Origin of the sequence: Paenibacillus sp. PvR098 (assembly GCF_017833255.1) — a bacterium.
GTDB lineage: Bacteria > Bacillota > Bacilli > Paenibacillales > NBRC-103111 > Paenibacillus_G.
The window spans coordinates 4,006,391-4,030,309 of the sequence record NZ_JAFIBU010000001.1; the positions used below are offsets into that span (position 1 = coordinate 4,006,391).

General features: G+C 44.7%; 19 protein-coding genes. All 19 read left to right on the forward strand.

Features of this window, described 5'->3' with window-relative positions:
- Nucleotides 1-25 precede the first annotated feature (25 nt).
- Nucleotides 26-592, forward strand: a complete 567-nt coding sequence (locus tag JOE45_RS19780) for a UbiX family flavin prenyltransferase (protein ID WP_210022714.1) — start codon at nucleotides 26-28, stop codon at nucleotides 590-592.
- 63 nt (nucleotides 593-655) lie between these two features.
- Nucleotides 656-2,092: a UbiD family decarboxylase gene (locus JOE45_RS19785; protein WP_210022713.1), complete on the forward strand. Its 1,437-nt coding sequence runs from the start codon at nucleotides 656-658 to the stop codon at nucleotides 2,090-2,092.
- 62 nt (nucleotides 2,093-2,154) lie between these two features.
- Nucleotides 2,155-2,310, forward strand: coding sequence for a hypothetical protein (locus JOE45_RS19790; protein ID WP_210022712.1), 156 nt, complete (start codon nucleotides 2,155-2,157; stop codon nucleotides 2,308-2,310).
- Between the two features lie 36 nt (nucleotides 2,311-2,346).
- Nucleotides 2,347-3,981, forward strand: coding sequence for a UbiD family decarboxylase (locus tag JOE45_RS19795; protein WP_210022711.1), 1,635 nt, complete (start codon nucleotides 2,347-2,349; stop codon nucleotides 3,979-3,981).
- 124 nt (nucleotides 3,982-4,105) lie between these two features.
- Nucleotides 4,106-5,281: an ABC transporter substrate-binding protein gene (locus JOE45_RS19800; protein WP_210022710.1), complete on the forward strand. Its 1,176-nt coding sequence runs from the start codon at nucleotides 4,106-4,108 to the stop codon at nucleotides 5,279-5,281.
- 56 nt (nucleotides 5,282-5,337) lie between these two features.
- The gene (locus JOE45_RS19805; protein ID WP_210022709.1) at nucleotides 5,338-6,519 is read left to right on the forward strand and encodes an ABC transporter substrate-binding protein; all 1,182 of its coding nucleotides are present in this window, start codon (nucleotides 5,338-5,340) and stop codon (nucleotides 6,517-6,519) included.
- 45 nt (nucleotides 6,520-6,564) lie between these two features.
- On the forward strand, nucleotides 6,565-8,298 hold the full coding sequence (locus JOE45_RS19810; RefSeq protein ID WP_210022708.1) for an ABC transporter permease: 1,734 nt from the start codon (nucleotides 6,565-6,567) through the stop codon (nucleotides 8,296-8,298).
- A gap of 19 nt (nucleotides 8,299-8,317) precedes the next feature.
- Nucleotides 8,318-9,763 carry a UbiD family decarboxylase gene (locus JOE45_RS19815; RefSeq protein ID WP_210022707.1) on the forward strand — a complete coding sequence of 482 codons (1,446 nt, stop codon included), beginning with the start codon at nucleotides 8,318-8,320 and terminating at the stop codon, nucleotides 9,761-9,763.
- Between the two features lie 114 nt (nucleotides 9,764-9,877).
- Nucleotides 9,878-11,053 carry an ABC transporter substrate-binding protein gene (locus tag JOE45_RS19820; RefSeq protein WP_210022706.1) on the forward strand — a complete coding sequence of 392 codons (1,176 nt, stop codon included), beginning with the start codon at nucleotides 9,878-9,880 and terminating at the stop codon, nucleotides 11,051-11,053.
- A 22-nt stretch (nucleotides 11,054-11,075) separates the two neighbouring features.
- Nucleotides 11,076-12,230 (forward strand): ABC transporter ATP-binding protein, encoded by a 1,155-nt coding sequence (locus JOE45_RS19825; RefSeq protein WP_210022705.1) that lies wholly within the window; start codon nucleotides 11,076-11,078, stop codon nucleotides 12,228-12,230.
- Nucleotides 12,215-13,942, forward strand: a complete 1,728-nt coding sequence (locus tag JOE45_RS19830; protein ID WP_210022704.1) for an ABC transporter permease — start codon at nucleotides 12,215-12,217, stop codon at nucleotides 13,940-13,942. The genes JOE45_RS19825 and JOE45_RS19830 overlap by 16 nt, the downstream gene beginning before the upstream one ends.
- 7 nt (nucleotides 13,943-13,949) lie before the next feature.
- Nucleotides 13,950-15,440 (forward strand): UbiD family decarboxylase, encoded by a 1,491-nt coding sequence (locus JOE45_RS19835; RefSeq protein WP_210022703.1) that lies wholly within the window; start codon nucleotides 13,950-13,952, stop codon nucleotides 15,438-15,440.
- Nucleotides 15,441-15,457: 17 nt separating this feature from the next.
- Nucleotides 15,458-15,610 (forward strand): hypothetical protein, encoded by a 153-nt coding sequence (locus JOE45_RS19840; protein WP_210022702.1) that lies wholly within the window; start codon nucleotides 15,458-15,460, stop codon nucleotides 15,608-15,610.
- A gap of 63 nt (nucleotides 15,611-15,673) precedes the next feature.
- Nucleotides 15,674-17,596: a TRAP transporter permease gene (locus JOE45_RS19845; protein WP_210022701.1), complete on the forward strand. Its 1,923-nt coding sequence runs from the start codon at nucleotides 15,674-15,676 to the stop codon at nucleotides 17,594-17,596.
- Between the two features lie 56 nt (nucleotides 17,597-17,652).
- Entirely contained in the window at nucleotides 17,653-19,278 is a 1,626-nt protein-coding gene (locus JOE45_RS19850) for a UbiD family decarboxylase (protein ID WP_210022700.1), read from the forward strand.
- A 25-nt stretch (nucleotides 19,279-19,303) separates the two neighbouring features.
- Nucleotides 19,304-20,398, forward strand: a complete 1,095-nt coding sequence (locus tag JOE45_RS19855) for a TAXI family TRAP transporter solute-binding subunit (RefSeq protein ID WP_280874745.1) — start codon at nucleotides 19,304-19,306, stop codon at nucleotides 20,396-20,398.
- A 306-nt stretch (nucleotides 20,399-20,704) separates the two neighbouring features.
- A complete protein-coding gene (locus JOE45_RS19860) occupies nucleotides 20,705-21,919 on the forward strand; it encodes an ABC transporter substrate-binding protein (RefSeq protein ID WP_210022698.1) in 1,215 nt (404 codons plus the stop codon).
- Between the two features lie 95 nt (nucleotides 21,920-22,014).
- The gene (locus JOE45_RS19865; RefSeq protein WP_210022697.1) at nucleotides 22,015-22,890 is read left to right on the forward strand and encodes a branched-chain amino acid ABC transporter permease; all 876 of its coding nucleotides are present in this window, start codon (nucleotides 22,015-22,017) and stop codon (nucleotides 22,888-22,890) included.
- Nucleotides 22,891-22,905: 15 nt separating this feature from the next.
- Complete coding sequence (locus JOE45_RS19870) at nucleotides 22,906-23,919, forward strand: branched-chain amino acid ABC transporter permease (RefSeq protein ID WP_210022696.1); 1,014 nt, start codon at nucleotides 22,906-22,908, stop codon at nucleotides 23,917-23,919.

A 23,919-nucleotide genomic window follows, 5' to 3' on the forward strand; every position in this document is an offset into this window, starting at 1 on the left:
ATAGGCATCAGGAGAGGTGAACTAGATGAAAAAAATTATTGTGGGTATGTCGGGAGCAACCGGAGCCATTTTTGGAATCCGAATTTTGGAGGTTCTAAAAGAACTGAACATAGAATCCCATCTAGTCATGTCCAAGTGGGCAGAGACGACAATTCGTTTAGAAACGAAGTATTCCGTTGACGAGGTTCTTAAATTGGCTTCCGTTGTTCATGGGCCGTCGAATCAGGCGGCTTCCATTTCGAGCGGTTCGTTTCGTACGGATGGTATGATTATAGCTCCTTGCAGCATGAAGACCTTGGCCGCGATCAGTGCGGGATATGCCGATTCCTTAATTGCGAGAGCTGCTGATGTGATATTGAAAGAACGGAGAAAACTAGTCATCATGGCCAGAGAAACTCCGCTCAATGATATTCATTTACAAAACATGCTGAATTTATCTAGAGCCGGAGCGTTGATTTTACCTCCTATGCCTGCATTTTATAATAATCCGGAAACGCTAGATGATATGATTAATCATATTGTTGCCCGTACGTTAGATCAGTTTGATATTGATAATTCATTAACGAAACGATGGATGACACAGAATGTTTAACTTAACGGCAGCATAATCTTCTATATAAAAATACTAGAATATAACTTTGGAGGTATAACGAAAATGAGCCATCCCAAAAATATGGAACAATTTATCAATGAATATGAAAAGGTGCGGCCTGAAGATGTAATTCGAATTACGAAGCCGGTCGATGCCAAGTTTGAAATTACCGCCATTGCCAAGCACTTCGAGGAGCAGAACAAATTTCCGCTCATCGTTTTTGAACAAGTGCTTAATGCCAAGGGCGAGATTTCTCCGCATCCCGTTGTCATTAATATGCTCGGTGACAGGCATAAATTAGCCTATGCCATAGGCTCTAATTATTCAGAAGTCGCGCTCGATTGGTCCAGAAAAGTCGAGCAATCCGAACCGCAAAAGCCGGTTGTAGTCCAGCATGGAGAGGCTGCTTCTCAAGAGGTTGTGCTTAAAGGCAACGATATTGATTTGCTGTCTTTACCTATCGTACATCATCACGAGATGGACCCTGGACCCTACATCACCGCAGGCATGTTTACCTGCCACGATCCCGAAACCTGGAGTGCGAACATGGCGTTTCATAGAGGCTTTATTTCCGGCCCTCGGGAAATTCGCGCCTACCTCAGTCCCGGAAGCCACAATTTTTGGAATCTCAAGACCCATGAAAACTTAGATAAAGAAATGAAAGTAGCTTTCTGGATAGGGCATCACCCCGCACACATTATGGGGGCGCATTGTCATATGAGCTATCCTAAGGATCATTATACTCCGTCGGGCACCTTAGCCGGACAACCGCTCAGGCTGGTTCCTTCCCAGACGCTTGGAGACGACTTTTTGGTTCCTGCGGACGCGGAGTTTGTCATTGAAGGCATTATGAGACCGGGGGATCGAGCTTTGGAGGGGCCGTTTGGCGAATACCCTCGTTATTACGGTCCTCAGCAAAAGAGCCCGGTGATGGAAGTGACGGCTGTAACCCACCGTAAAAACGCGATGTGGTATTCGTTTATGGTTGGAATCAACAATAACTATTCGTCGGTACGCGTGGAGCGGGACATGTATGCGGCTATAAAGAAAGCGGTTCCACAGGTGGAACGGGTGGCTATGCCGGTGTCAGGCTGCGGGATGTTCCACTGCTACGTCCAGCTGAAGAAAACGCATGACGGCCAACCGAAGCAAGCGATTATGGCGGCCCTGGTCGCATCCGAATGGGTCAAACACGTGATTGTCGTAGACGAGGATATCGATATTTATGATGATCGCTGGGTGCTTTGGGCCGTAGCGACCCGAAGTCAATGGGATAAAGATATATTCGTCGTTCCGGACAGCTTTGGAGCTCATCTGGATCCGTCTGCCGGACGGAATGCCATGAGTGCCAGAGGAGGAATTGACGCTACCAGACCAGCACCGCCGGAAAGATATCCGCTTCGCTTGGATGTGCCTACGGAAGTCAAAAGTCGGATACAGCTGAAGGATTTTATTGATGAAGAAAAACTGGCAAAGGTTCCAACGATCAATAAACATTAATCAACCCGCGCATTTGCTTGGGTCCAATGATTTTGAATGAAATTACAGGAGGGCTAATATCCATGGCTGAGAAATTAAGAGAGATATGGTTTAAATGCACGGAGTGCGAAAAAGAGTCGTATTGTGGCGGAGAGTTTGGCGACGATCCCGAATCCGATGTCATGTGCCCATTTTGCCGCCATGAAATGAAGTTAAGCGAAGCTCGTCTTAAACAATAAGGGAAGTAAACCGAAAACCAATGGGAGGCAAAGCAAATGACGGATTTACGGGCGCATTTGAAAAGGCTGGAGGAGCAAGGAGATCTGGTCAAAATTTCAAGGGAAATGAATAAAGATACAGAAATTCATCCTTTGGTTCGTTGGCAATTTCGAGGATTGCCCGAATCGGAAAGAAAAGCGTTCCTATTTGAAAATGTGGTTGACAGCCGAGGCCGGAAATATAACTTTCCGGTAGTTGTCGGCGCCCTTTCGGCGTCGGAGCGAATTTATAACACCAGCTTGGGTGGAGAGGATTCAGGGGAGCGGTGGAAACATGCTTTCGATCATCCGATTCCTCCTCGTATTGTAGAATCCGGCCCCGTACAAGAGGTTGTACATATGGGTGAATCTTTACTTGAAGATGGCGGCCTGGATGAATTGCCCGTTCCGATTTCTACCCCAGGCTTTGACAACGCTCCTTATTTTAATTCCGCGATTTGGATCGTTCGCGACCCGGAAACAGGTATTATGAATGCAGGCGTATATCGCTCGCAAATCAAAGATCAATTAAGAACCGGGATCTATGCCTTTGGCAATAACAATTTAGCCCGGATATGGGAAAAGTGCAATGCGATGGGGGTTCCTTTACAAGCGGCGGCGGTCATTGGAGCCGATCCTAAAATTTATTTTTCGGCGATTCAATTGGCTGCTATGGGCGTAGATGAAATGGGGCTTGCCGGTGCTCTTAACGGTTCGGCTATAGAGATGGTTCGCTGCAAAACAATCGATTTGGAGGTTCCCGCTCATGCGGAAATCGTGATTGAAGGCACGATAAGGACCGATGTATTGGAACCGGAGGGTTCTTTTGGAGAAGCGCACGGCTACTCGGACCCAAGAGCATTAGGATTTGTTTTTGAGGCATCCTGCTTTACACACCGCAAAAATCCCATTTATTTATCCATACTCAGTCAAGTTACGCCAAGCGAGAGCAGCAAATCCAAACAAAGCGGATATGAAGCGGATGCTCTTCGTTTTTTGCAAAAGGAATGCGGCTTAAAGGGTGTGCTTGAAGTCGTTTTGGTGGAAGAGCTCATGAACCGGCAAATGGCGGTTATCCGAATGAAAAAAACAAGTCCATACGAACCGAACAGCGCCTTGCATGCTCTTCTAGGCCGAAGACAACCGCCTAAATTTGCGGTAGCTGTTGACGAAGATATTGATCCCCGTGATGCGGTGGCCGTCAATTGGGCTATTATTAATCGCTGTCAGCCCCATAGGGATGTAGAAATTGTACGCCCACGTCCACATCCGTTCGGACCCTTAAGATTGGTGGCGGACGATATTAATTATGATCGATATGATTCAAGTATCTTGATTGATGCTACGAAGAAAAGAGATCTGCCTCCGGTAGGGCTGCCCGCTAAAGAATATATGGAGAATGCCCGAAAAATATGGGAAGAGCTGGAGATGCCTTCATTGCAGCCACGCGCTCCTTGGTATGGATACTCTTTAGGATTCTGGCCGGAAGAGAGCCAGCGAGAGGCTGAATTGGCGACGCAGGGCAAATATTTTGAAACAGGGGAAAAATTATCCCAACAACAAGTTGCAGTAGAGCCAGGAACGATACTCGCAGAAATTCGCGGTAAGTGGCAGAAGGAATATTCTGTATATGAGAGCATCAGGAAGAAATAACTGAACGGGGGAAGCAGCCCCAAAATTCAACCTCCAATGTACAGTGAACCTCATATTGGGGGTTGAACCATACCAGATGTTCCTTGTGTGAAGGTCAACTGGACCAAATGAGGGAGGGAAATGCATGTTAAGGAAAATCAGGAGAACAAAAGTTAATTTTTTTATCGCCGTATTAGGCTGTGTGGTTTTAGCTGCTACCGCTTGCAGCAGCGGTCAGTCCTCCAGTCCCAGCGCAGACAATAATCAACCGCCGACACCGAACACTTCACAATCCGGAACAGCAAATGTGAATTCAGAATGGGAAAACATTGTGAATGAGGCGAAGAAAGAAGGAAAAGTGGTTATATCCGGTTCGCCGAGCCAGCTTTGGAAAAAATCGTTGGTGGATGCTTTTGAAGCGGAGTATCCGGGAATCAAGGTTGAATATACAGGCGCCAATGGAAGGGACTTCTGGCCCCGCGTCAAAAAGGAACAGGAGCTCGGGCAATATTTGTGGGATCTTCGAGCAGGTGGAGCTAGCGGGGATACCTTCAACGCCAAAAATTCGGGGTTATTTGATCCCATTAAACCGATCATTAATGCGGAACTTACCAAAGATGATATTTGGTTTGGAGGCTATGATAACGCCTTTATTGATAAAGAAAAGCAATTTATGTTCAGTTATTTTGCTTTCGAAGAACCGACCACCTTCATAAATCGCGATATTATTCCAGAATCTGAACTATCTTCGACAAAGCAGTTATTAGATCCAAAATACAAAGGGAAAATATCGATACAGGATTTGCGTGGGGGTGCGAGCCAAGCCTCCATGGGAGCTCTTTTTGAGATGTATGGAGAAAGTTTTGTTGAGGATCTTTTGAAAAATCAGGAACTGGCCTTCACCGCGGATAAACGTCAACAAGCTGAATGGTTGGTTAGGGGCAGATATCCTATTACGATAGGGATCAGCGCCACGGAATTGGTTCCATTTATGGATCAAGGACTGGGAAAAAACGTTGTGCCTTTAAAAGATGAAAGAGCCCCTCAAGGAATGGGACTTGGCGGAATTCAGGTTTTGAAGAATGCCCCTCATCCCAACGCGACCAAAGTATATGTGAACTGGCTTCTCTCTCAAAAAGCACAGCAGCAGCTGGTGGATAACGTTCAAATGAACAGCCGCCGGGTGGATGTCAAGCCTGGGAATGAAGCGACGAAGGTAGATCCGCAGCAGAAGGATGAATATTTACCTACCTATGTAGAACATACCGCTGAAATTCACCTTTATATCCTCAAAATGGCAGACCAATTGCTGAAAAAATAGCCCAGAATGCATTTGTTCCTTTGAACCTTTGGTAAAAGAATGTGAGGGGAATAAACATGTTAGGGAACGTTAGAGGGAAAAGAACTCCGTTATGGATTGCTGCAGTATTAGGTTGTATAGTGTTGGCATCTGCCGCTTGCAGCGGACAAAATGCCAGTCCCCAATCAGACGGCAATCAAAAGCAGGCTGCTCCTGCTAACACTACACCATCAGGTTCTGCCAATGTGAATCCAGAGTGGGAGAACATTGTGAACGAGGCGAAGAAAGAAGGAAAAGTGATTATATCCGGCTCGCCGAGCGATCTTTGGAAGAAATCATTGGCGGATGCCTTTGAAGCGGAGTATCCGGGGATCAAAGTTGAATATTCCAGAGACAATTCCAGAGACTTTTGGGCCCGGGTTCGAAAAGAACAGGAAATGGGGCAATATTTGTGGGATCTTCGTGTGGGGGGAGCTAGCGGAGATGTTTACAGCGCCAAAAATCAAGGTTTATTTGATCCCATTCAACCATTTATTAATCCGGAACATACCGATGACAGCATTTGGTTTGGCGGGTTTGATGGGGCATTTATTGATAAAGAAAGCAAATATATGTTTAGCTTCTTAGCCTTTGAAGAGCCGACTACATTCGTAAACCGGGAATTGATCTCAGAGGCCGAGTTATCTTCAACGAAACAGTTAACGGATCCCAAATTCAAAGGGAAAATAGCGATACAGGACCCACGAGGCGGAGCGGGCCAAAGCTCGGCGGCAGCGCTCATGGAGATGTATGGAGAAGATTATATTACCAATCTTTTCAAAAATATGGACATAGGCGTAACCGCGGATAAACGTCAACAAGCCGAATGGTTAGTCCGAGGAAAATACCCTATAACGATCGGGTTTAATGTTACTGAATTGCTGCCTTTTTTAGATCAGGGACTTGGCAAACAGGTTGTAGCTTTACCAGATGATGTACCACCGCAAGGAATGGGGCTTGGAGGGATACAAATCATGAAAAACTCTCCTCATCCCAACGCGACCAAAGTATATACGAACTGGCTGCTCTCTCAAAAAGCTCAGCAGCAGCTGGTGGACAGCGTAAAATTGAACAGCCGCCGGTTGGATGTTAAGCCTGGCGATGAAAAGACGGTATTGAATGAACAAAACAAGGATAAGTATTTCCTTCATTACAGAGAAGAATATGTGGATTTGAAATTACGTATTTTTGACTTGCAAAATGAGTTGATTAAAAAGTAGTTCATCTATTTCTATACAAAAATGTTGTCCCCCGGAGATGATAATATGGCCAAAATCGTCAATGAGATCCCAATGGATCGAGTTAAACGTCATGGCGCAAAAATTGAATTGAGTTTTGTATTTTGCACCATTGTATTGGTATTGTTGGGCTTATTGATTTTATATCCCGTAGGGATGCTCGTAATTAGTAGTTTTAAGGTGAAATTGGCTGACGGCAGCGTTATTTATGGTCTGACTCATTGGGCTCAAGCATTGTCGGATAATGGAATGATGCATGCTATTCTGAATACCTTTAATCGGGTTTTCATTTCTATTCTCATTTCATTTCCGTTAGGTGTGATGATTACCTGGGTATTGACCCGTACGGATGTCCCAGGCAAAAATCTATTTGATTTTTTCATGTGGCTCGGTTTTTTTCTTCCCACCTTACCCATTCTAATGGGTTGGATTCTTATGTTGGATCCAGAGTTTGGTATTGCTAATCAATTGTTCATGGATTGGTTTGGTTTAGAGAAGGGCCCTTTTGATATTTATTCATTTTGGGGTATTGTATTTGCGCATATTACCATTCGAATGGTCGCTGCCAAATATATTTTCTTAGGCCCGGCTTTTCGTAATATGGATTCTTCGATGGAGGAGGTATCAAGAATATCAGGTCGGAACAGCTTCAGCACCTTCCTGCGTATAATGCTTCCAATTATGATTCCGGCGATACTGGTGACCCTCACGATTTCGATTATTCATTCCATTGAATCCTTCGAGATTGAAGAAGTGCTTGGAACGCCGATTGGATTTCATGTGTTTAGTACCAAGATCTATGAAATGGTCAGTGAGGATAATCCTGCTTTTGAAGTTGCAACGGTCTTGGGTATCATTATTCTCTTGGCTATGATTCCGTTAATTTTCCTGCAGCAGTACATTAATCGAAAAAAGAGTTATGCAACCGTTTCCAGTCGATTTAAAAGAGCAGTAACCAAAATTGGTATCTTGAGATGGCCTGTATTTGCACTTATTTTGGGATATTGTCTGTTTACGATTGTGTTGCCGCTGATCTTTTTATTTATGAGCACATTTATGACGCTTTTCGGTTTTTTCAATATTGAGCAGGTATGGACGTTGAACCATTGGAAAACGGTACTTTCCGATAAAGACATCGTCACCTCCAGCTGGAATACACTGAAATTAGCCGGAGGAGCCGCATTACTAGGAATGATTTTTTATACTTTGATTGCCTATATCACCATCAAAACGAAGTATGCTGGACGTGGATCTATTGATTTTATCAGCTGGCTTCCCATTACCATACCTGGTATTATTTTAGGCCTTGCTTTTTTATGGCTGTTCCTGGGAGTCCCCGCGCTGCGTGTTTTATACGGTACGGTATTTAGCTTAATCATTGCGGTGGTGGTCACGAGTATGACTACGGGTGTTCAATTGATCAAAAGCAACATGGTTCAATTAAGTACGGAATTGGAGGAGGCTTCCTCTGTTTCCGGAGGGTCGTGGCTCTATACGTTTCGCCGTGTCATTATGCCGATTTTAACCCCGGTTATTCTATCGGTCGGAACGTTGACGTTCATATCCGCTGCACGAAATGTAGCGAGTATTGCTATGATCACCACAGGAAACAACCAGCCCCTTGCGGTATTACAGCTCGGTTATATGTTGGATGGAAGTTACGAAGCTGCGGCTATAACAGGCGTGTTTGTAGTAGCCTTTACTGTCGGAGTGGCACTCATTGCAAGGGCTATTGGAAAGCGGATTGGAATTAATATTTAGAACGGAAAGGGTGAGTTGCATGAGATTTAAATCTTTGCAGGACTTTCTCGAGGTGGCTGACAAGGAAGGGGAAGTGGCACACTTTAACGGTGTTCATTTGGAATCGGAAATCGGAGTATTGACAGAGCTTACGGCTGAACAAGGCGGTCCGATGCTTCATTTTGATCATTTTAAAGACTATCCCTCAGGCTATCGTATCGTATCTAATGTCATCAATACGCCCAAACGATTTGCCATGGCCTTGGGGCTGCCGACCGATTTGCATCCCATTGAGTTGATCAAACGATGGAGACAGGAGCTTAAAGGTCTAAAGTATATTGATCCGATAAAGGTAACGACCGGACGGGTTTTGGAGAATGTCGTCTTGGAGAAGGATGTGGATTTGTCCATTTTTCCAGCCCCTAAATGGCATGATTCGGATGGAGGAAGATATATTGGTACAGGGGATATGGTCATTATGCGTGACCCGGATACCGGTTGGGTGAATCTGGGGACCTATCGCTGCTGCATTCAAGGATCATCTTTGGTAAGTTTATGGATTATTGCTGCCAAACACGGAAGAATGATTGCACAAAAATATTGGAAGCAAGGAAAGGATTGTCCCGTTGCCATTGTTCTTGGATCAGACCCGTTAACTTGGCTTGCTTCCTGCAGCGGTGTGCCGGCTGGGGTATCCGAATATTCCTATGCCGGCGCACTGCATGGCTCGCCGGTAGAAATCATTGAGACGCCTATTCATCGTCTGCCTGTACCTGCGGGGGCTGAAATTGTGCTTGAGGGAGTCATACCGAATCCGGAACACGAGTCGATTCATGAAGGGCCTTTTGGTGAATGGCCGGGTTATTATTCGCATGAAGGTCAAGAATGTGTGGTAAAAATACAGTCTGTTTTACATGCTGACAATCCCATTATTTACGGAGCGCCTCCTTTGAGGCCGACAGGTTTGGCCTATGGGGTTCCACGTTATCTTGGCGCACTATGGGATCACCTGGAGAATGGAGGGATAACCGATATTCAAGGTGTATGGGGCTTTTGCAACTCATTAATGATTGTCATCTCCATTAAACAACGTTATGCCGGGCATGCCAAGCAAGCCCTATTAGCGGCATCGGGCTACAGGGGACCCGCAAGTATGTACCGCTATTATGTTGTCGTTGACGAAGATATTGATCCCAGCAATTTGGATGATGTTCTGTGGGCCATGTGTACACGTGCGGAGCCCTCTACATCCATTGATGTTATTCGAGGTGCTTGGGCAACTGGCTTGGACCCGCGTTTATCGCCTATGCAGCAGCAGTCGGGCGATCTCACGAGCGGAAGGCTCCTTATTGACGCATGCAAACCTTACCATTGGATAGACCGCTTCCCGGCTTCTAATAAATTCGAGACTTCACAGCGAAGAGAGGTTGCCCAAAAATGGGAAGAGACGTTAAATCAGTTTAAATTTAATTGGTCAAAAATATAGTTTGTTTCTTCAAAGGACCTGTTCACATAGCGTCCAATTCTCCTACAAAATCGGGACAGTAATCCTTTATATTTAGGGTCTTAGGGTCTTAGGATCAATGGAGGAGGGATTTGTGTGCAAAAGAAACCTTGGCTGTTCGTATTGAAAAATATCATCATGGTGATCGTATTAACCGGACTTATAGCCTGCGGACAAGGATCCATTCCGTCTGCGATGGATGAACAGGGTAAGAAGCAAGCGAGCACAGAACAAGGTGAAAAACAGGATCAGCCGCAAAAATCGACTAACGAAGACGACTGGGAACAGACGCTAGCTGCTGCTAAGAAAGAAGGAGTAGTTGTCATTTCTGCTATCGCAGATACGGTGATGCGTAATGTTTTTACAAGTTTTTCAGAAGACTATCCTGAAATCAAAGTTGAATATACAGGAAGCAACGGAGCATCGTTTTGGCCTCGAATCAATAAAGAACGTGAGGTAAATCAGTATTTGTGGGATGTGCGAATAGGTTCCCCAAGTTCAGAAGTATATATCGCCAAAAATAACGGCTTTCTGGACCCGATTCGTTCTGTCCTTAAACCTGAAATTACCAACGATGGCACTTGGATTGGAGGCTTGGACGGTATTTTTGGCGACCATGAGAAAAAATACGTTCTCCATTGGGCAACGACCAAAATTACTGGTTTTAACGTGAATCATGATTTTATTCCAGAAGGTCAGATCAAATCAATGAAAGACTTACTTGATCCGCAGTATAAAGGGAAAATCGTCCTTTTTGATCCTCGTTCCGGAGGCGGGTCAGGCAATGAAGCGATGGCGTCTTATCTATTAAGTTACGGGGAGGACGTCATTAAGGAACTGTTTACTAATCAAGATCTGGTGGTTAGCAGTGACAAACGTCAAATGGCGGAGTGGGTAATCCGCGGACGTTACCCAATCGCCATAGGGTTAACCGGTACCACGATGATTGAATTCACAGAGAAGGGACTCGGCAAAAACGTGAAGACCATAACAGAACCTGGATTTGCCGGTGGGGAAGCTCTTATTCTTTTTAATAAGGCCCCAAATCCCAATGCCGCCAAAGTATTCATCAACTGGCTGCTCAGTGAAAAGGTTCAAAACAAGTTTTCTGAGGCTACGCATATCAATAGCAGGCGCACAGATGTAAAACCGGTAGATAATACCAATGTTATCAATTCGGAACAGGCGAAGGATATTACGTATATGCCGTATGAGAAAAACATGCAGGCTAAACTGGATGTGGCGGAATTGGCCAAGAAATACTTGAAATAACCCAGGTGAAGGAGGAAGAAGCATGTCGCAGGCCATAGTAAAGACATCTTTCCCGAATGATGAAGGCATTAATGAACAAACTGGGAAAAAGGATATACTCCGTTTAGATAAAATCACCAAATTTTTTGGAAATAATAAAGCTGTGAACGAGCTGAGTTTGAATATCCAAGAAGGGGAAATTTTTACCCTGCTCGGTCCAAGCGGATGCGGCAAGACCACAACCCTACGGCAAATTGCCGGACTCGAGCAGCCAGACTTGGGAACCATTTATTTTCGCGATACGGTTCTGGTTTCTCCTTCGGATAAAATCGTTGTTCCCCCTCATAAAAGGCAGATGGGGATGGTGTTTCAGTCCTACGCTATCTGGCCACACCTGAGTGTTTTTGAAACGGTAGCGTACCCCCTTCGGGCCCGAAAGGTAAAGAACGCGGACATACGTAAGAGGGTAATGGAAACGCTGGATTTGGTGGGTCTAAGCGGTATGGAAAATCGGCCGGGACCGGCGCTAAGCGGTGGTCAGCAGCAGCGTGTAGCCGTTGCCAGGGCACTTGTTTATGAACCGGAAATTCTGTTGCTCGATGAGCCATTTAGTAATTTGGACGTCAAGCTGCGCGAGCAGATGCGTATCGAACTGAAGCTGCTTCAGAGAAGAATTGGAGTTACGGTCATTCTTGTCACCCATGACCAAATGGAAGCGCTTAGCTTCTCGGACAGGTTAGCGATTATGAACCAAGGCAAAATCGAGCAAGTAGGAACGCCGAAGGAGCTGTATGAGAAACCGGATACCATATTTGCTCGTGATTTTATTGGAAAAAACATAACGCTAGAAGTAGAAATCGAAAGCGTAGACCCAAAGGGAATACGCGTCATTTTGGGTGAAGGGAACCGGATTGCTTTATCGGCGGAAAACAATTTTGTTTCCCAACCGAGCAAAGGACAGAAAGCGGTCGTCTCTATTCGTCCGGAAGATATTGTGGTGAGCAGCGAAGCGGAACATAATGTATTGGAAGGGGAAATTGATGCACTTCTCTTCATCGGAGACCGATTTGAGTGCCATGTCAAGATTGGGGATGAAGCAATTCTTGTATATGCCCCGCGCAACCAAAATTTAGTAGAAGGGCAGAAAGTACGGCTTTACTTTCCTCCGGAGGTGTTATCCGTATGGCCCAAGTCGTAAAAGAACAGAACCGGCGTTCCATGCAAAGATTCAAAGTAGAAGCCGGAGCTATCTTTTACACTTTGATGCTGGCGGTTTTGTTAATCGTGATCGTTTACCCGCTCGGGTTACTTCTGATCAACAGCTTTGTTGTTACACTTCCCGACGGAACGGAACAAATTGGGTTCGGCAACTGGACGCTGGCCTGGTCCCAGGCCGGCATGCTCGAATCCATTATCAATACGTTTAATATGGTTTTCGTGACAATGGTTATCGTCTTCCCGATTGGTATTTTATTTGCCTGGCTTTTGACTCGTACGGACATTCCAGGCAAGGAATATTTGGATTTTTTTATGTGGTTGGCATTTTTTCTGCCTACGTTGCCTATATTAATGGGCTGGATTCTTTTGTTGGATCCTGACTTTGGATTAGTTAATCAATTGATCATTCGTTTGTTTGGTATTGAAAAAGGACCATTTGATATTTACTCCTTCTGGGGAGTTGTATGGGCACATATTGTCATCCGTGGTGTGGCGGCGAAATATATTTTTCTTGCCCCCGCCTTCCGCAATCTTGATTCTTCTTTAGAAGAGGCTTCACGAATCTCGGGGAGAAGCATGATGGGGACTTTATTACGGATTGTTGTGCCGGTGATGACCCCAGCCATTCTTATTACTCTTATTATCTCCTCTATTCACGCGCTGGAATCTTTTGAAATCGAGAAGGTTCTGGGACCACCCTTCGGTTTTTATGTGTTCAGCACGAAGATTTACCAGTTAATCGCGGAGGAGCGGCACCAGTTCGGTGCAGCAACGGTACTGAGTATCGTAATTTTGATAGGTATGCTGCCTCTCATTTTGTTCCAGCAGTACATCAATACCAAACGTAGTTTTGTAACCGTAACAAGCCATTTTAAGCGGAACGTCTTTCGCTTAGGGGCCATGAAGTGGCCAGCTTTTATCCTCATATTTGGATTCTGTTTCATTGTTACGGTAGTGCCGATCATTTTTATGGTCATGGGCACATTTATGAATGCATTCGGATTTTTTAACATTGAAAAGGTTTGGACCTTAAGTCATTGGAAGCAGATTCTAAGTGACCCCATTTTGGGTAAATCACTCTGGAATACAATCAAAATGGCAGGGAGCGCAGCCTTAATCGGAATGATCTTGTATACGGTTTTGGCGTATATTTCAGTCCGGAGTAAATACGCTGGAAGAGGGGTTATCGATTTTCTAACCTGGCTGCCTGCTGCTATACCGGGCATCATTTTAGGCCTTGGCATGCTTTGGATGTTCCTGGGCACCCCTTTCTTACGCCCGCTTTACGGAACGATATTTATTTTGATTATCGCGGTCCTTATTAATTCAATGACGACAGGGGTACAACTCATCAAAACCAACATGGTTCAGTTAGGCAGAGAATTGGAAGAGGCGTCTTCGGTGTCGGGAGGTTCCTGGTTATATACCTTTCGTAGAATTATTATGCCTATTCTCGCGCCCATCCTTCTTTCTGTTGGTATTCTTACCTTTGTCACAGCATCGAGAAATGTGGCTAATATTGCCATGATTGTTACGGGAGAGAACAGACCGATTGCGATGCTGCAGCTGGATTATATGGTGGATGGAAATTACGAGGCTGCGGCGATCACTGGCGTATTTGTCGTACTTTTGACCATCGGTGTATCCATTATTGCAAAATGGGTCGGAAAACAGATGGGCATTCGCATTTAAACTGACGATGGACAAAATCGAATACATTTTAGGAGGTTTTGTGGTGAGTGAGACTATTTTTAATGACCTGCGTTCGTTCATTCAAGCATGTAAAGAATTAGGTGAATATCAGGAAATTAGAGGAGCAGATTGGGATAAAGAGATTGGTGCTATTACTGAAGCGGCTGCTGAATTAATTCCCACCCCCCCGTTGCTGCTATTTGATGAAATTAAAGGATATGCCGAAGGATTTCGTATGGTCACGCTTCCATTCGGATCTCATAAAAGGGTCGCATTAAGCTTAGGGCTTCCTACAGATAAATCCAAGTTAGAATTACTTCGCCTCATGGCCCGGAAGATGAAGGAAGCCGTACCGATTCCACCCGTTGAAGTCAACCATGGCCCGGTCATGGAGAATGTTCTGATGGATGAACAGATTGATTTGTTCAAATTTCCGTCTCCTGTTCATCATGAATCTGACGGAGGACGCTACATAGGAACAGGAGATTTGGTTATCAACCGAGACCCTGAGTCAGGCTTTGTAAATATGGGAACGTATAGAATTCAGGTACATGATTCCAATTTGCTTGGTTTGTGGATGAGTCCAGGACAGCAAGGCCGACAAATATGCGAACGTTATTGGGAGCGGGGTGAAAGCTGCCCAATCGTTGCTGTTTTTGGAGGCGATCCTTATACCTTTGCTGCCGCCCATACAAAATTACCATGGGTAAAATCCGAATTTGATTTTGCAGGCGGATTACAAGGTAAACCTATAGAGGTGATTAAGGGTCCTATTACCGGCCTGCCCATACCAGCTCATGCGGAAATTGCGATAGAGGGTGAGGTTCCCCCTCCCTCAGAGCAAGCACATGAAGAAGGACCGTTTGGAGAGTGGACCGGATATTACTCAGGAGGAACACGCGGTACGGGAAAATTACAGCCTGTGATTCGAGTTAAAGCGATATATCATAGAAACGATCCGATTATTCATAATTCCAGCCCGATGTGGTCCGGCGCTCCTTTTGAAGGCTTGGAAGTTCGAGCGGGCTTGTTGTGGGATCAGTTGGAAGCAGCCGGAATTCAGGATATTGCCGGAGTCTATTGTCATACAGCATATATGGTAGTTGTCTCGATACGCCAACGCTTCGCCGGTCATGCAAAGCAAGCAGGACTTGCCGCTGTCAGTTGTGCGGCAACGGCACGAAACGGTCGATATGTTGTGGTGGTGGATGAAGACATTGACCCTACGGATATGAAAGAAGTGCTTTGGGCTATGGAAACGAGAGTCGATCCGATCAATGATATTCAATTAATTGATGATTGCTGGAGCACACCTTTGGATCCGCGTATGTCTCCTGAAAAACGAGAGTCGGCGAATTATACGAACAGCAGGGCCATTTTTTACGCCGTCAAACCGTTTGGATGGAAAGATAAATTCCCTCAAGTCAGCCGTACATCGAGGGAATTGAGAAATGAAATCGTTGAGAAATACAAATTCATACTGGATTTTCCAAAATGATAACAGGAGGGTAATCCATGGCTGAGAAATTAAGAGAAATATGGTTTAAATGCACGGAGTGCGAAAAAGAGTCGTATTGTGGCGGGGAATTTGGCGATGATCCCGAATCCAACGTCATGTGCCCGTTTTGCCGCCATGAAATGAAATTGGATGAGGTTCGAATAAAGTAATTCATGAAAAATCATTTAGGTAAGGGTAAGGGAGAGAGAAAATTATAATGGGTGGGATGCAAAATGGCCTATATTTGGGCTTATCTACAAGGAGGATCAACACGTACCCTAACGGGAACCTGGTCTAAAGTCGTTTGGATATCGAGTGTGCTCATTGGCATTTTCCAAATTTGGACCGCTTTATATGGGAGATTAGAGCCTTATGTTCATGTGGTCCAGTTCTTATGTACGATGCTGTACTTAACGTTTTTCATATTTCGCCCAACCCAAAAAAGTAAAGACGGCCCTCCTGGTTACATCGACATCTTTCTAAGTACTCTATCTTTAATCATAGGATTGTATCTATATCTTGAAGCTCCAAGATTGACTACACGCTGGCCGTCAGTTGATCCCTTATCCATGTGGGATATCACGTTCGGGGTCATGCTTGTGCTGCTGGTTTTGGAAGCGACTAGAAGGAGCTTAGGTCCTGGTTTGACGTCACTAGTCCTTCTGTTGATTGCCTACTCGTTGTGGGGACATTACTTACCTGGAGAATTCTATCATCAACAAATCACGATGACGTCATTTGTTGAACAAATGGTTCTAACCTACAATGGTTTATTCAGTTCCGTAACCCGGATCGCCGCAACCTATGTATTTATGTTTATTTTGTTAGGCTCTTTTCTTGAATACTCGGGGATTACCAACTTCTTTAACCAGTTTTCTTTGGCTATTGCCGGTCGTGCTACCGGTGGCCCGGCAAAAATAGCCGTCATCTCCAGTGGACTGTATGGCAGCATTTCCGGCAGTCCTTCCGCGGATGTGGCGACAACAGGCTCCTTTACGATACCTATGATGAAAAAGATGGGATACCAGAAGAAGGAAGCAGGGGCCATTGAAGCGGTGGCCGGGACGGGAGGTAGCTTATTGCCCCCCGTTATGGGTTCCGCTGCATTTATTATGTCTGATATGACAGGGCTTGCTTATTCTGCCATCGCAGTCGCTGCGCTCATTCCGGCTTTGCTTTATTATTTTGGAGCGTATATGCAGGTGCATTTTCTTTCTGCCAGTAAAGGAATGTCCGGGGTTCCTTCTGAGGATATTCCAAGGCTGAAGGATGTGTTATTCAAAAGCGGGTATTATTTGATACCGATCATTATTTTGGTTTATTTATTGCTGGATGGATATAGTTTGGCGTATGCAGCTGCGATCGCGTTATTATCCACCATTGTCGTAAGCTGGTTTAAGAAAGAAACGAGAATGGGCGTTAAGCATATTTTGGATGCGATTGCTGCCGGTACCCTCCGGATTGCAGCGTTAGCTGCGGCAGTTGGAGCCGCAAGTTTAGTCGTGGGAGGCTTAACGGTAACAGGGTTGTCCAATAAGTTCCTGAGCATCATTCTGGGCATATCGGGAGATTCCATCATTATCGCGTTATTGCTAGTGATGCTGGTTTGTCTTTTGCTTGGAATGGGTGTGCCAACTCCTGCAGCTTATATGCTTACGGCCGCCATAGGGGGGCCATTGCTGATCAGTCTGGATATCCCTTTAATGGCCGCTCACATGTTTATTATGTATTATGCCGTCTTATCGGCTATTACTCCCCCAGTTGCCGTGGCAGCTTATGTGGCCGCACCTATAGCGCAAGAAAATCCGATGTCCATCGCATGGGAAGCATGCAAAATTGGTGTTGTCAGCTTCATCATTCCGTTTATGTTTATTTTTAATCCGCCGTTGTTAATGGAAGGGGCTTGGTACGAAATTATTATAGCCTCCTGCATTGCAATCATTGCAATAACCGCTTTTACGTCTGCGGTATCGGGATTTTTATTCCATCCAGTCAACGCTCTTAATCGAGTGCTGCTTTTGGTTACCGGTGTTCTGCTTATTTTCACGCACTGGCTGGTCATAGTGCTAGGACTGCTTATGGCTTTCATCGTTTTTGGGTTGAATTATAAACCCCGTCGTCCAAGAGCATCATTAGAAAGTAAGATAGAAACCTAACCATGGATTTATAACATTCATATAAATCAATCACCCTACTAGGAGGAAAAACGTTCATGGCTTATCAAGATTTCAGAGAACACTTAGCAAAATTGGAAGCAGCGGGGAAACTAGTACGGATTAAAGAGGAATTCTGTAAAGATACAGAAATTCATCCGTTGGTAAGATGGCAGTTTCGCGGACTACCCGAGGAAGAGAGAAAAGCATTTATTTTTGAAAATGTAAAGGATGCTAAAGGGAACAAATACAACACTCCAGTGGTTGTAGGTGCATTAGCCGCATCCAAAGATATTTTCTGCATGTCGATGGAATGTGAACCTGGACAATCCATGCATAAAATTTCGGAAGGGCTTCGCAATCCGATTAAACCGATTTTGGTTGAGGAAAAGGACGCGCCTTGTCAAGAAGAAGTCCATATCGGGGAAAATCTATTAGAGCATGGTGGAACAGGAGAGTTTCCTATCCCGATCTCCACTCCCGGCTTTGATTGCGCTCCTTATACGACCTATTCGCATTGGGTGACTAAGGATCCGGAAACAGGCGTTTATAATATTGGTAATTATCGCGGTCAAATCAAAGCCCCTGATCGTACTGGTGTTTATGTTCATCCGACACAGCATTTAGCCATGCATTGGGAAAAGTGCAGGAAGATGGGGATTCCATTAGAAGCCGCTTTAGTGATTGGAGTAACCCCCAATGTGACTTTTGCAGCGAATACGAAAGTTCCCTATGAAGCGGACGAATATGATGTAGCCGGGGGTATAGCAGGAGAAGCGGTTAAAGTAGTTAAATGTAAAACGATTGATCTGGTCGTGCCTGCAACAGCTGAGGTTGTTTTTGAAGGAAAGATTTCAACGGAATTTATGGAGCCTGAAGCGCCATTCGGGGAAACATCAGGCTTTATGAGTCAAAAAGTAAATAATGGCGTGTTTGAAATTACAGGGATTACTCATCGCAAAAATCCGGTGTGGGCTTCGATCATCAGTCAGTTTCCGCCTAGTGAAAGCACTAAATTACGTCAAATGTCGTTTGAACCCACATTCTTTAAGTACCTTAAATATGATTGCAATATTCCAACCGTACTTGATGTCTCGTTCCATGAATCGAGCAGCAGCTACTTTTACTGCGTGATTCAAATGAAAAAGAGCAATCCGGCTCAACCTTGGCAGGCGCTCAATGCGGCGTGCGCTTTTGATACCGGAATTGGTAAGGTCTTCATCGTAGTCGATGAAGATATAGACCCAAGAGACCCTGATTTCGTCAACTGGGCAATTAGCACCCGCTGCTTACCTGAACGAGATGTGCAAACTCGTACAGGCAGATTGGCCGTACTTGAATATTCTGCGGTTCCTCCGCACAAGGAAGGCATGGGTGCCGACACCGTTTATCCGGGACCCAACGGTTCCTCCGCTTTAGTCATCGACGCAACTCGCAAATGGGACTATCCGCCGGTGGCCTTACCGAAGAAGGAATTCATGGAAAATGCTAAAAAGCGTTGGGAAGAACTGGGACTTCCTACGTTAAACCCGAAATCACCATGGCATGGTTATGATCTGGGTTACTGGACGGAAGAGGATGAGGAAAAAGCACAGTTAGCGGTTCGAGGGGATCATTATGTAACAGGCGAAAGAAATAAGCAAAACCGGGTAAAGGTCGATGATACGTATAAATTAAGCAATTAAAATTAGAGTAAGGGATGGGTCATATATGAAAATAATAAGGAAATTAACCTATCTACCTTTTCTTTGTTTCATTCTTATATTGGCCGCATGCAGTAATTCAGCAAATACTTCACCGAGCGCTTCGAATAATACACAGGGCTCATCAACTCCAACTCCTACTGCCGGAGCAAGTAATGAGAACTCAAAACCTCAAGGCCAGCTAGAGATGAAAGATCCTATTAATCTCACTATGTTAATGGCTACGGCGGGAGGCACCTGGCAAGCACATGCGACCTCTTTTTCTGAAGCCATAAAGAAGGGGCTGCCTCCAGGCTCGACGGTTACAGTAGTGCCAGGACAGGATGGAGCCAACGCAGTACAGGTTTCCCAAGGCAAAGCGGATATCGCACTGAACATGGGACCGAGTGTGCAGTTGGCGCTTAATGGCGAAGAGCCCTTTAAAGAAAAACTAGAAAACTTAAGAGCGTTGTATACGTTTCAAACGGGCGCTTTCCAAATGGTCGTAAAGGATACAGTTCCGTATGATACGTTGGATGAAGTGATTGCAAATAAATATCCGCTAAAATTTTCCGTCAATACTCCGAATAGCTTGCATGATCTCACCATGAGAAAAGTGTTAAACGAATTTGGTGTGACCTACAATGATTTCAAGTCATGGGGCGGAGAGGTGCATCAGCTCAGCTTCGGTCCTAGTTTTGAACTGTTGGATAACCGAAAATTAGAAGGAGTATTCAGCATCGGTTTTTATCCCATACCGGCTTATATCGAAAAAGCACAGCATCACAAATTCAAGCTGCTGGGTATTAAGGATGGAAAAGTAACGGATGCTGTCGCAAAATCGTATGGTTTTGAACCACATACCATCAAAGCTGGCGCCTATGAATTTTTGGATAAAGATTTGTATATGCCGCCGGTGTTTGAAACTGTCATCGTTTCCAGCAGCATGAAGGACGAAGTAGCATATACGATCGTCAAAGCGATTGAAGCCGAATTGGGATCAATCCGGCAGGTGACCAAATCGATGGCCGATTTGGACTTGAAAAAGATGGCCAATGTAGGTCAATTGCCCATGCATCCTGGTGCGGAAGCCTTTTATAAGGAAAAAGGAATAACGAAATAATGGATAAAGCGGGAGCCATATTCAACCGACCTCATATACAGGTCAGGTGAATATGGCTCCTTCTCTTACTACAAATATCAATATTATTTTACAAAGATTGACGATCATGTTTACGGGTGCTATAATTCAATTAAGATACTAAGATATTAGTTTACCTGTATCAAAATTGAATCATTGGAAAGGAGTGACGTTGCAATTAAGAAACAAAATGACAGCGTTTACAAAATATCGTATTACTCTTTATTCTCTTAAGTTGAAGCGGAGTACAAATTCAGTACAAATTCATTGCATAGGGGGATCATCGGGATGAGGAAACATTTTCGTACCTTTTCATTTCATTTACTGTTATTGGCCTTGGTAGTTGCTATATCAGCATGCAGTCAAGGTTCTGCACCGACGAATTCAACGCAAAGTTCAGAGCAGGCTCCTAAAGATTCGGCTGCATCCACCACGACTGGCCAAAACGAGAAAATCAAAATCGGTGTTATCGTAGCCGAAACAGGACCCGCATCTCCATTAGGAAAGCCGGAAGCGGATGCAGCCAAACTGATCAAGAAAAGGCTTGAAGCTCAGGGAGCCGTAGGCGGGAAAGAAATTGAGGTTATCATTAAGGACTATGAAACGAATGATACCAAAGCGATTATGGCAATGAAGGAACTTATTTCTAAAGATAAGGTAGTAGCTGTCGTAGGAGCAACACAGGTAAGCGCGAACATAGCGATACGAAATGTCGCATTAGAAAGCAAGATTCCATTGATATCACTGGCGCAGATCCCCGAATATGGTGATTATGTGTTTGGCGTAGTTCAGACTCACGAAGCCGTTCTGATGAAAATGATCAATTACTTGAAGAAGAATAACATCACAACCGTTGCCTGGACGAATGCAAGAGACGGATTTGGACAAGAAGGTCTGGAACCGTTCAAAAAATTGGCAGCTACTCATGGCATCGAGATTGTCGCAGTGGAAGAATTTGATCCTAATGCTACAGATATGACGGTGCAGCTGACCAAAATCAAACCGAAGAATCCGGGTGCTATCCTGGTCTGGTCGCGTGTTCCTGCAGCGGGGATCATCGCTAAAAACTACAAACAATTAGGCTTCACGGTTCCTATGATTCAAAGCCACGGTTCGGCTAATGTAGGCTTCTTAAATCAGGTTGGAGCTGAGGGTGATGGCATATTAGTCGTAGGAAGCAAGCTCGACGTTACGGATCAACTGCCGGATTCGGATCAAAAGAAAATGTTGAAGGAGTATAACGAAAACTTCTTTAACGAATATAAATATGCCGGAGGCATGTTCAGCGCGTACGCTTACGATGGACTAGAGCTTTTTATTAAAGCGATTTCCGAAGGAAACGATACCCCAGAGAAGATTCGCGACTATCTCGAAAACGGTGTTGGCACTTATAAAGCCATAAGCGGGACATTACAACTCAGCAAAGATAATCATAATGGAATGGATTCTGACGGCATGGCTTTGCTCCAAGTAAATAATAAAAACTGGAAATTTATTGAGTAAAATCTAAGGATGATATGACAGGAGCTGCAGCTTCTATCTTGCTTTGGCACCTGCCATATCATTCTTCATCACATTAACTGCGGGGAGACAAGAAGATGGACAGCCAACTCATACAATTCCTGATTACCGGCATAACCACCGGGAGCATATATGCGTTCATTGCCATAGGATTCGTAACTGTATATAATGTCACAGGTATTTTGAACTTTGCTCAAGGGGAATTTGTAGCCATAGGCGCGCTTACCTGCATCTCCTTGGTGAAAATGGGATTACCCCTTCCTGTGGCTATATTGTTGGCCGTTGCGATAACGGCATTGGTCGCTATCATCATGGAGCGAACAACGATTGCCCCGGCTAGGCACTCATCCTTATTTATGTTAATCAGTATAACCATTGGCGTTTCTGTACTGCTTAAGGGAATCAGTTTACTCATTTGGGGAACAAACCCTCTTACACTCGATTCTTTCTCTAATATCCAACCCATTCAAATCTTTGGTGCCGTGTTGATATCGCAAAACATATGGATCATATTTACATTAGGCTTAATACTAGGCCTGCTGTACCTGTTTTTTGAAAAGACGGTCTTGGGATCGGCACTAAAAGCATGTGTGATCAATCGGAAAGCGGCACAACTAATGGGAATCAATACGGAAAAAATGTCCGCACTGGCATTTGCCATGAGTGGGGCGATCGGAGCGCTTGCAGGCATTCTGCTTGCACCGATCAGCAGTGCGACTTACGATATGGGACTGCTATTGACATTGAAAGGCTTTGTAGCTTTAGTTCTTGGGGGGATGCATAGTGTTTCGGGAGCCGTTGTCGGAGGGCTTTTGTTAGGTATTATTGAAGCTTTTTCCTCAGGGTATATTTCCACTACATATAGTGAAGCCTTTAGCTTCATCATATTGCTTTTGGTTCTCTTCCTATCGCCTAACGGGTTATTAGTTAAAGTTAGTGGAAAAAGAGTCTAGAAAGGGGGGGAAGTCATGGGAGCGAACCGTATATTGCATGGAAACCGCTGGAGAATTATGCTCATATTGCTAGCATTAGTTATTATCGTTTCTATTATATTTGGTTCTTCATACACACTTAACCTGTTTATTTTGATCGGTATATACAGCATTATAGCAATAGGGCTGAGCTTGCTTATGGGATACGCAGGGCAAGTTTCTCTTGGACATGCTGCGTTTTTCGGCATAGGGGCGTACACTTCCGGTATTTTGACAACGACCTATGAGTATTCGCCGTGGCCCGCCATGCTCATAGGCATGGTCATCACAGCAATCATTGCTTACATCGTTGGTATTCCGACGTTGAAACTGAAGGAGTTTTTTCTGGCTTTAGCAACGATGGGATTCAATATTATTGTATTTATCCTGCTGATGGGCATGAATAAGCACACTGGAGGATCAGCCGGGCTGACCGGCATTCCAAAACTGACTATTTTCGGAATGCCTCTTGGCAATATAGGAATTTATTATTTTATATGGGGGATCGTACTGCTTCTGACCCTATTTTCTTTAAACATCGTGCATTCGCATATAGGAAGAGTATTGCGCGCTATTCATGACAGTGAGATTGCAGCTTCCACCCAAGGCGTCGACGTTGCCCAATATAAGCTGCATATTTTTGTGCTAAGTGCCGTATTCGCCTCTTTGGCAGGAAGTCTTTATGCCCACTACTTTAACTTCATCGCACCTTATACCTTCTACGTTACTGTTTCGATTCATTTGTTAATTATGGTGATCGTTGGGGGTGTAAGCATCATTTGGGGGGCTATATTAGGAGCGTTTGTCATCACGATGCTCGGACAGCTGGTTACAACGACGCTTCCTCTATTTTTTGATGTAGGCGGCCAGGTTGAGATCGTCATTTTTGGATTGCTACTGGTTCTTGTGATGATATTTATGCCGAAAGGACTTGCACCTTATCTGATTCAACTTTCAAAGAAAAAACAAAAAAGAGTCGTGCCATCGTCCAAGTCGGGGGAGGTTAATTAA

Bases quoted from the DNA above. Each gene is read 5' to 3' on its own strand.
- JOE45_RS19835 (WP_210022703.1), top strand. From the start codon at position 13,950: ATGGACAAAATCGAATACATTTTAGGAGGTTTTGTGGTGAGTGAGACT.
- JOE45_RS19840 (WP_210022702.1), top strand. From the start codon at position 15,458: ATGGCTGAGAAATTAAGAGAAATATGGTTTAAATGCACGGAGTGCGAA.
- JOE45_RS19780 (WP_210022714.1), top strand. From the start codon at position 26: ATGAAAAAAATTATTGTGGGTATGTCGGGAGCAACCGGAGCCATTTTT.
- JOE45_RS19825 (WP_210022705.1), top strand. From the start codon at position 11,076: ATGTCGCAGGCCATAGTAAAGACATCTTTCCCGAATGATGAAGGCATT.
- JOE45_RS19855 (WP_280874745.1), top strand. From the start codon at position 19,304: ATGAAAATAATAAGGAAATTAACCTATCTACCTTTTCTTTGTTTCATT.
- JOE45_RS19790 (WP_210022712.1), top strand. From the start codon at position 2,155: ATGGCTGAGAAATTAAGAGAGATATGGTTTAAATGCACGGAGTGCGAA.
- JOE45_RS19795 (WP_210022711.1), top strand. From the start codon at position 2,347: ATGACGGATTTACGGGCGCATTTGAAAAGGCTGGAGGAGCAAGGAGAT.
- JOE45_RS19850 (WP_210022700.1), top strand. From the start codon at position 17,653: ATGGCTTATCAAGATTTCAGAGAACACTTAGCAAAATTGGAAGCAGCG.
- JOE45_RS19845 (WP_210022701.1), top strand. From the start codon at position 15,674: ATGGCCTATATTTGGGCTTATCTACAAGGAGGATCAACACGTACCCTA.
- JOE45_RS19810 (WP_210022708.1), top strand. From the start codon at position 6,565: ATGGCCAAAATCGTCAATGAGATCCCAATGGATCGAGTTAAACGTCAT.
- JOE45_RS19830 (WP_210022704.1), top strand. From the start codon at position 12,215: ATGGCCCAAGTCGTAAAAGAACAGAACCGGCGTTCCATGCAAAGATTC.
- JOE45_RS19800 (WP_210022710.1), top strand. From the start codon at position 4,106: ATGTTAAGGAAAATCAGGAGAACAAAAGTTAATTTTTTTATCGCCGTA.
- JOE45_RS19870 (WP_210022696.1), top strand. From the start codon at position 22,906: ATGGGAGCGAACCGTATATTGCATGGAAACCGCTGGAGAATTATGCTC.
- JOE45_RS19805 (WP_210022709.1), top strand. From the start codon at position 5,338: ATGTTAGGGAACGTTAGAGGGAAAAGAACTCCGTTATGGATTGCTGCA.
- JOE45_RS19815 (WP_210022707.1), top strand. From the start codon at position 8,318: ATGAGATTTAAATCTTTGCAGGACTTTCTCGAGGTGGCTGACAAGGAA.
- JOE45_RS19860 (WP_210022698.1), top strand. From the start codon at position 20,705: ATGAGGAAACATTTTCGTACCTTTTCATTTCATTTACTGTTATTGGCC.
- JOE45_RS19865 (WP_210022697.1), top strand. From the start codon at position 22,015: ATGGACAGCCAACTCATACAATTCCTGATTACCGGCATAACCACCGGG.
- JOE45_RS19785 (WP_210022713.1), top strand. From the start codon at position 656: ATGAGCCATCCCAAAAATATGGAACAATTTATCAATGAATATGAAAAG.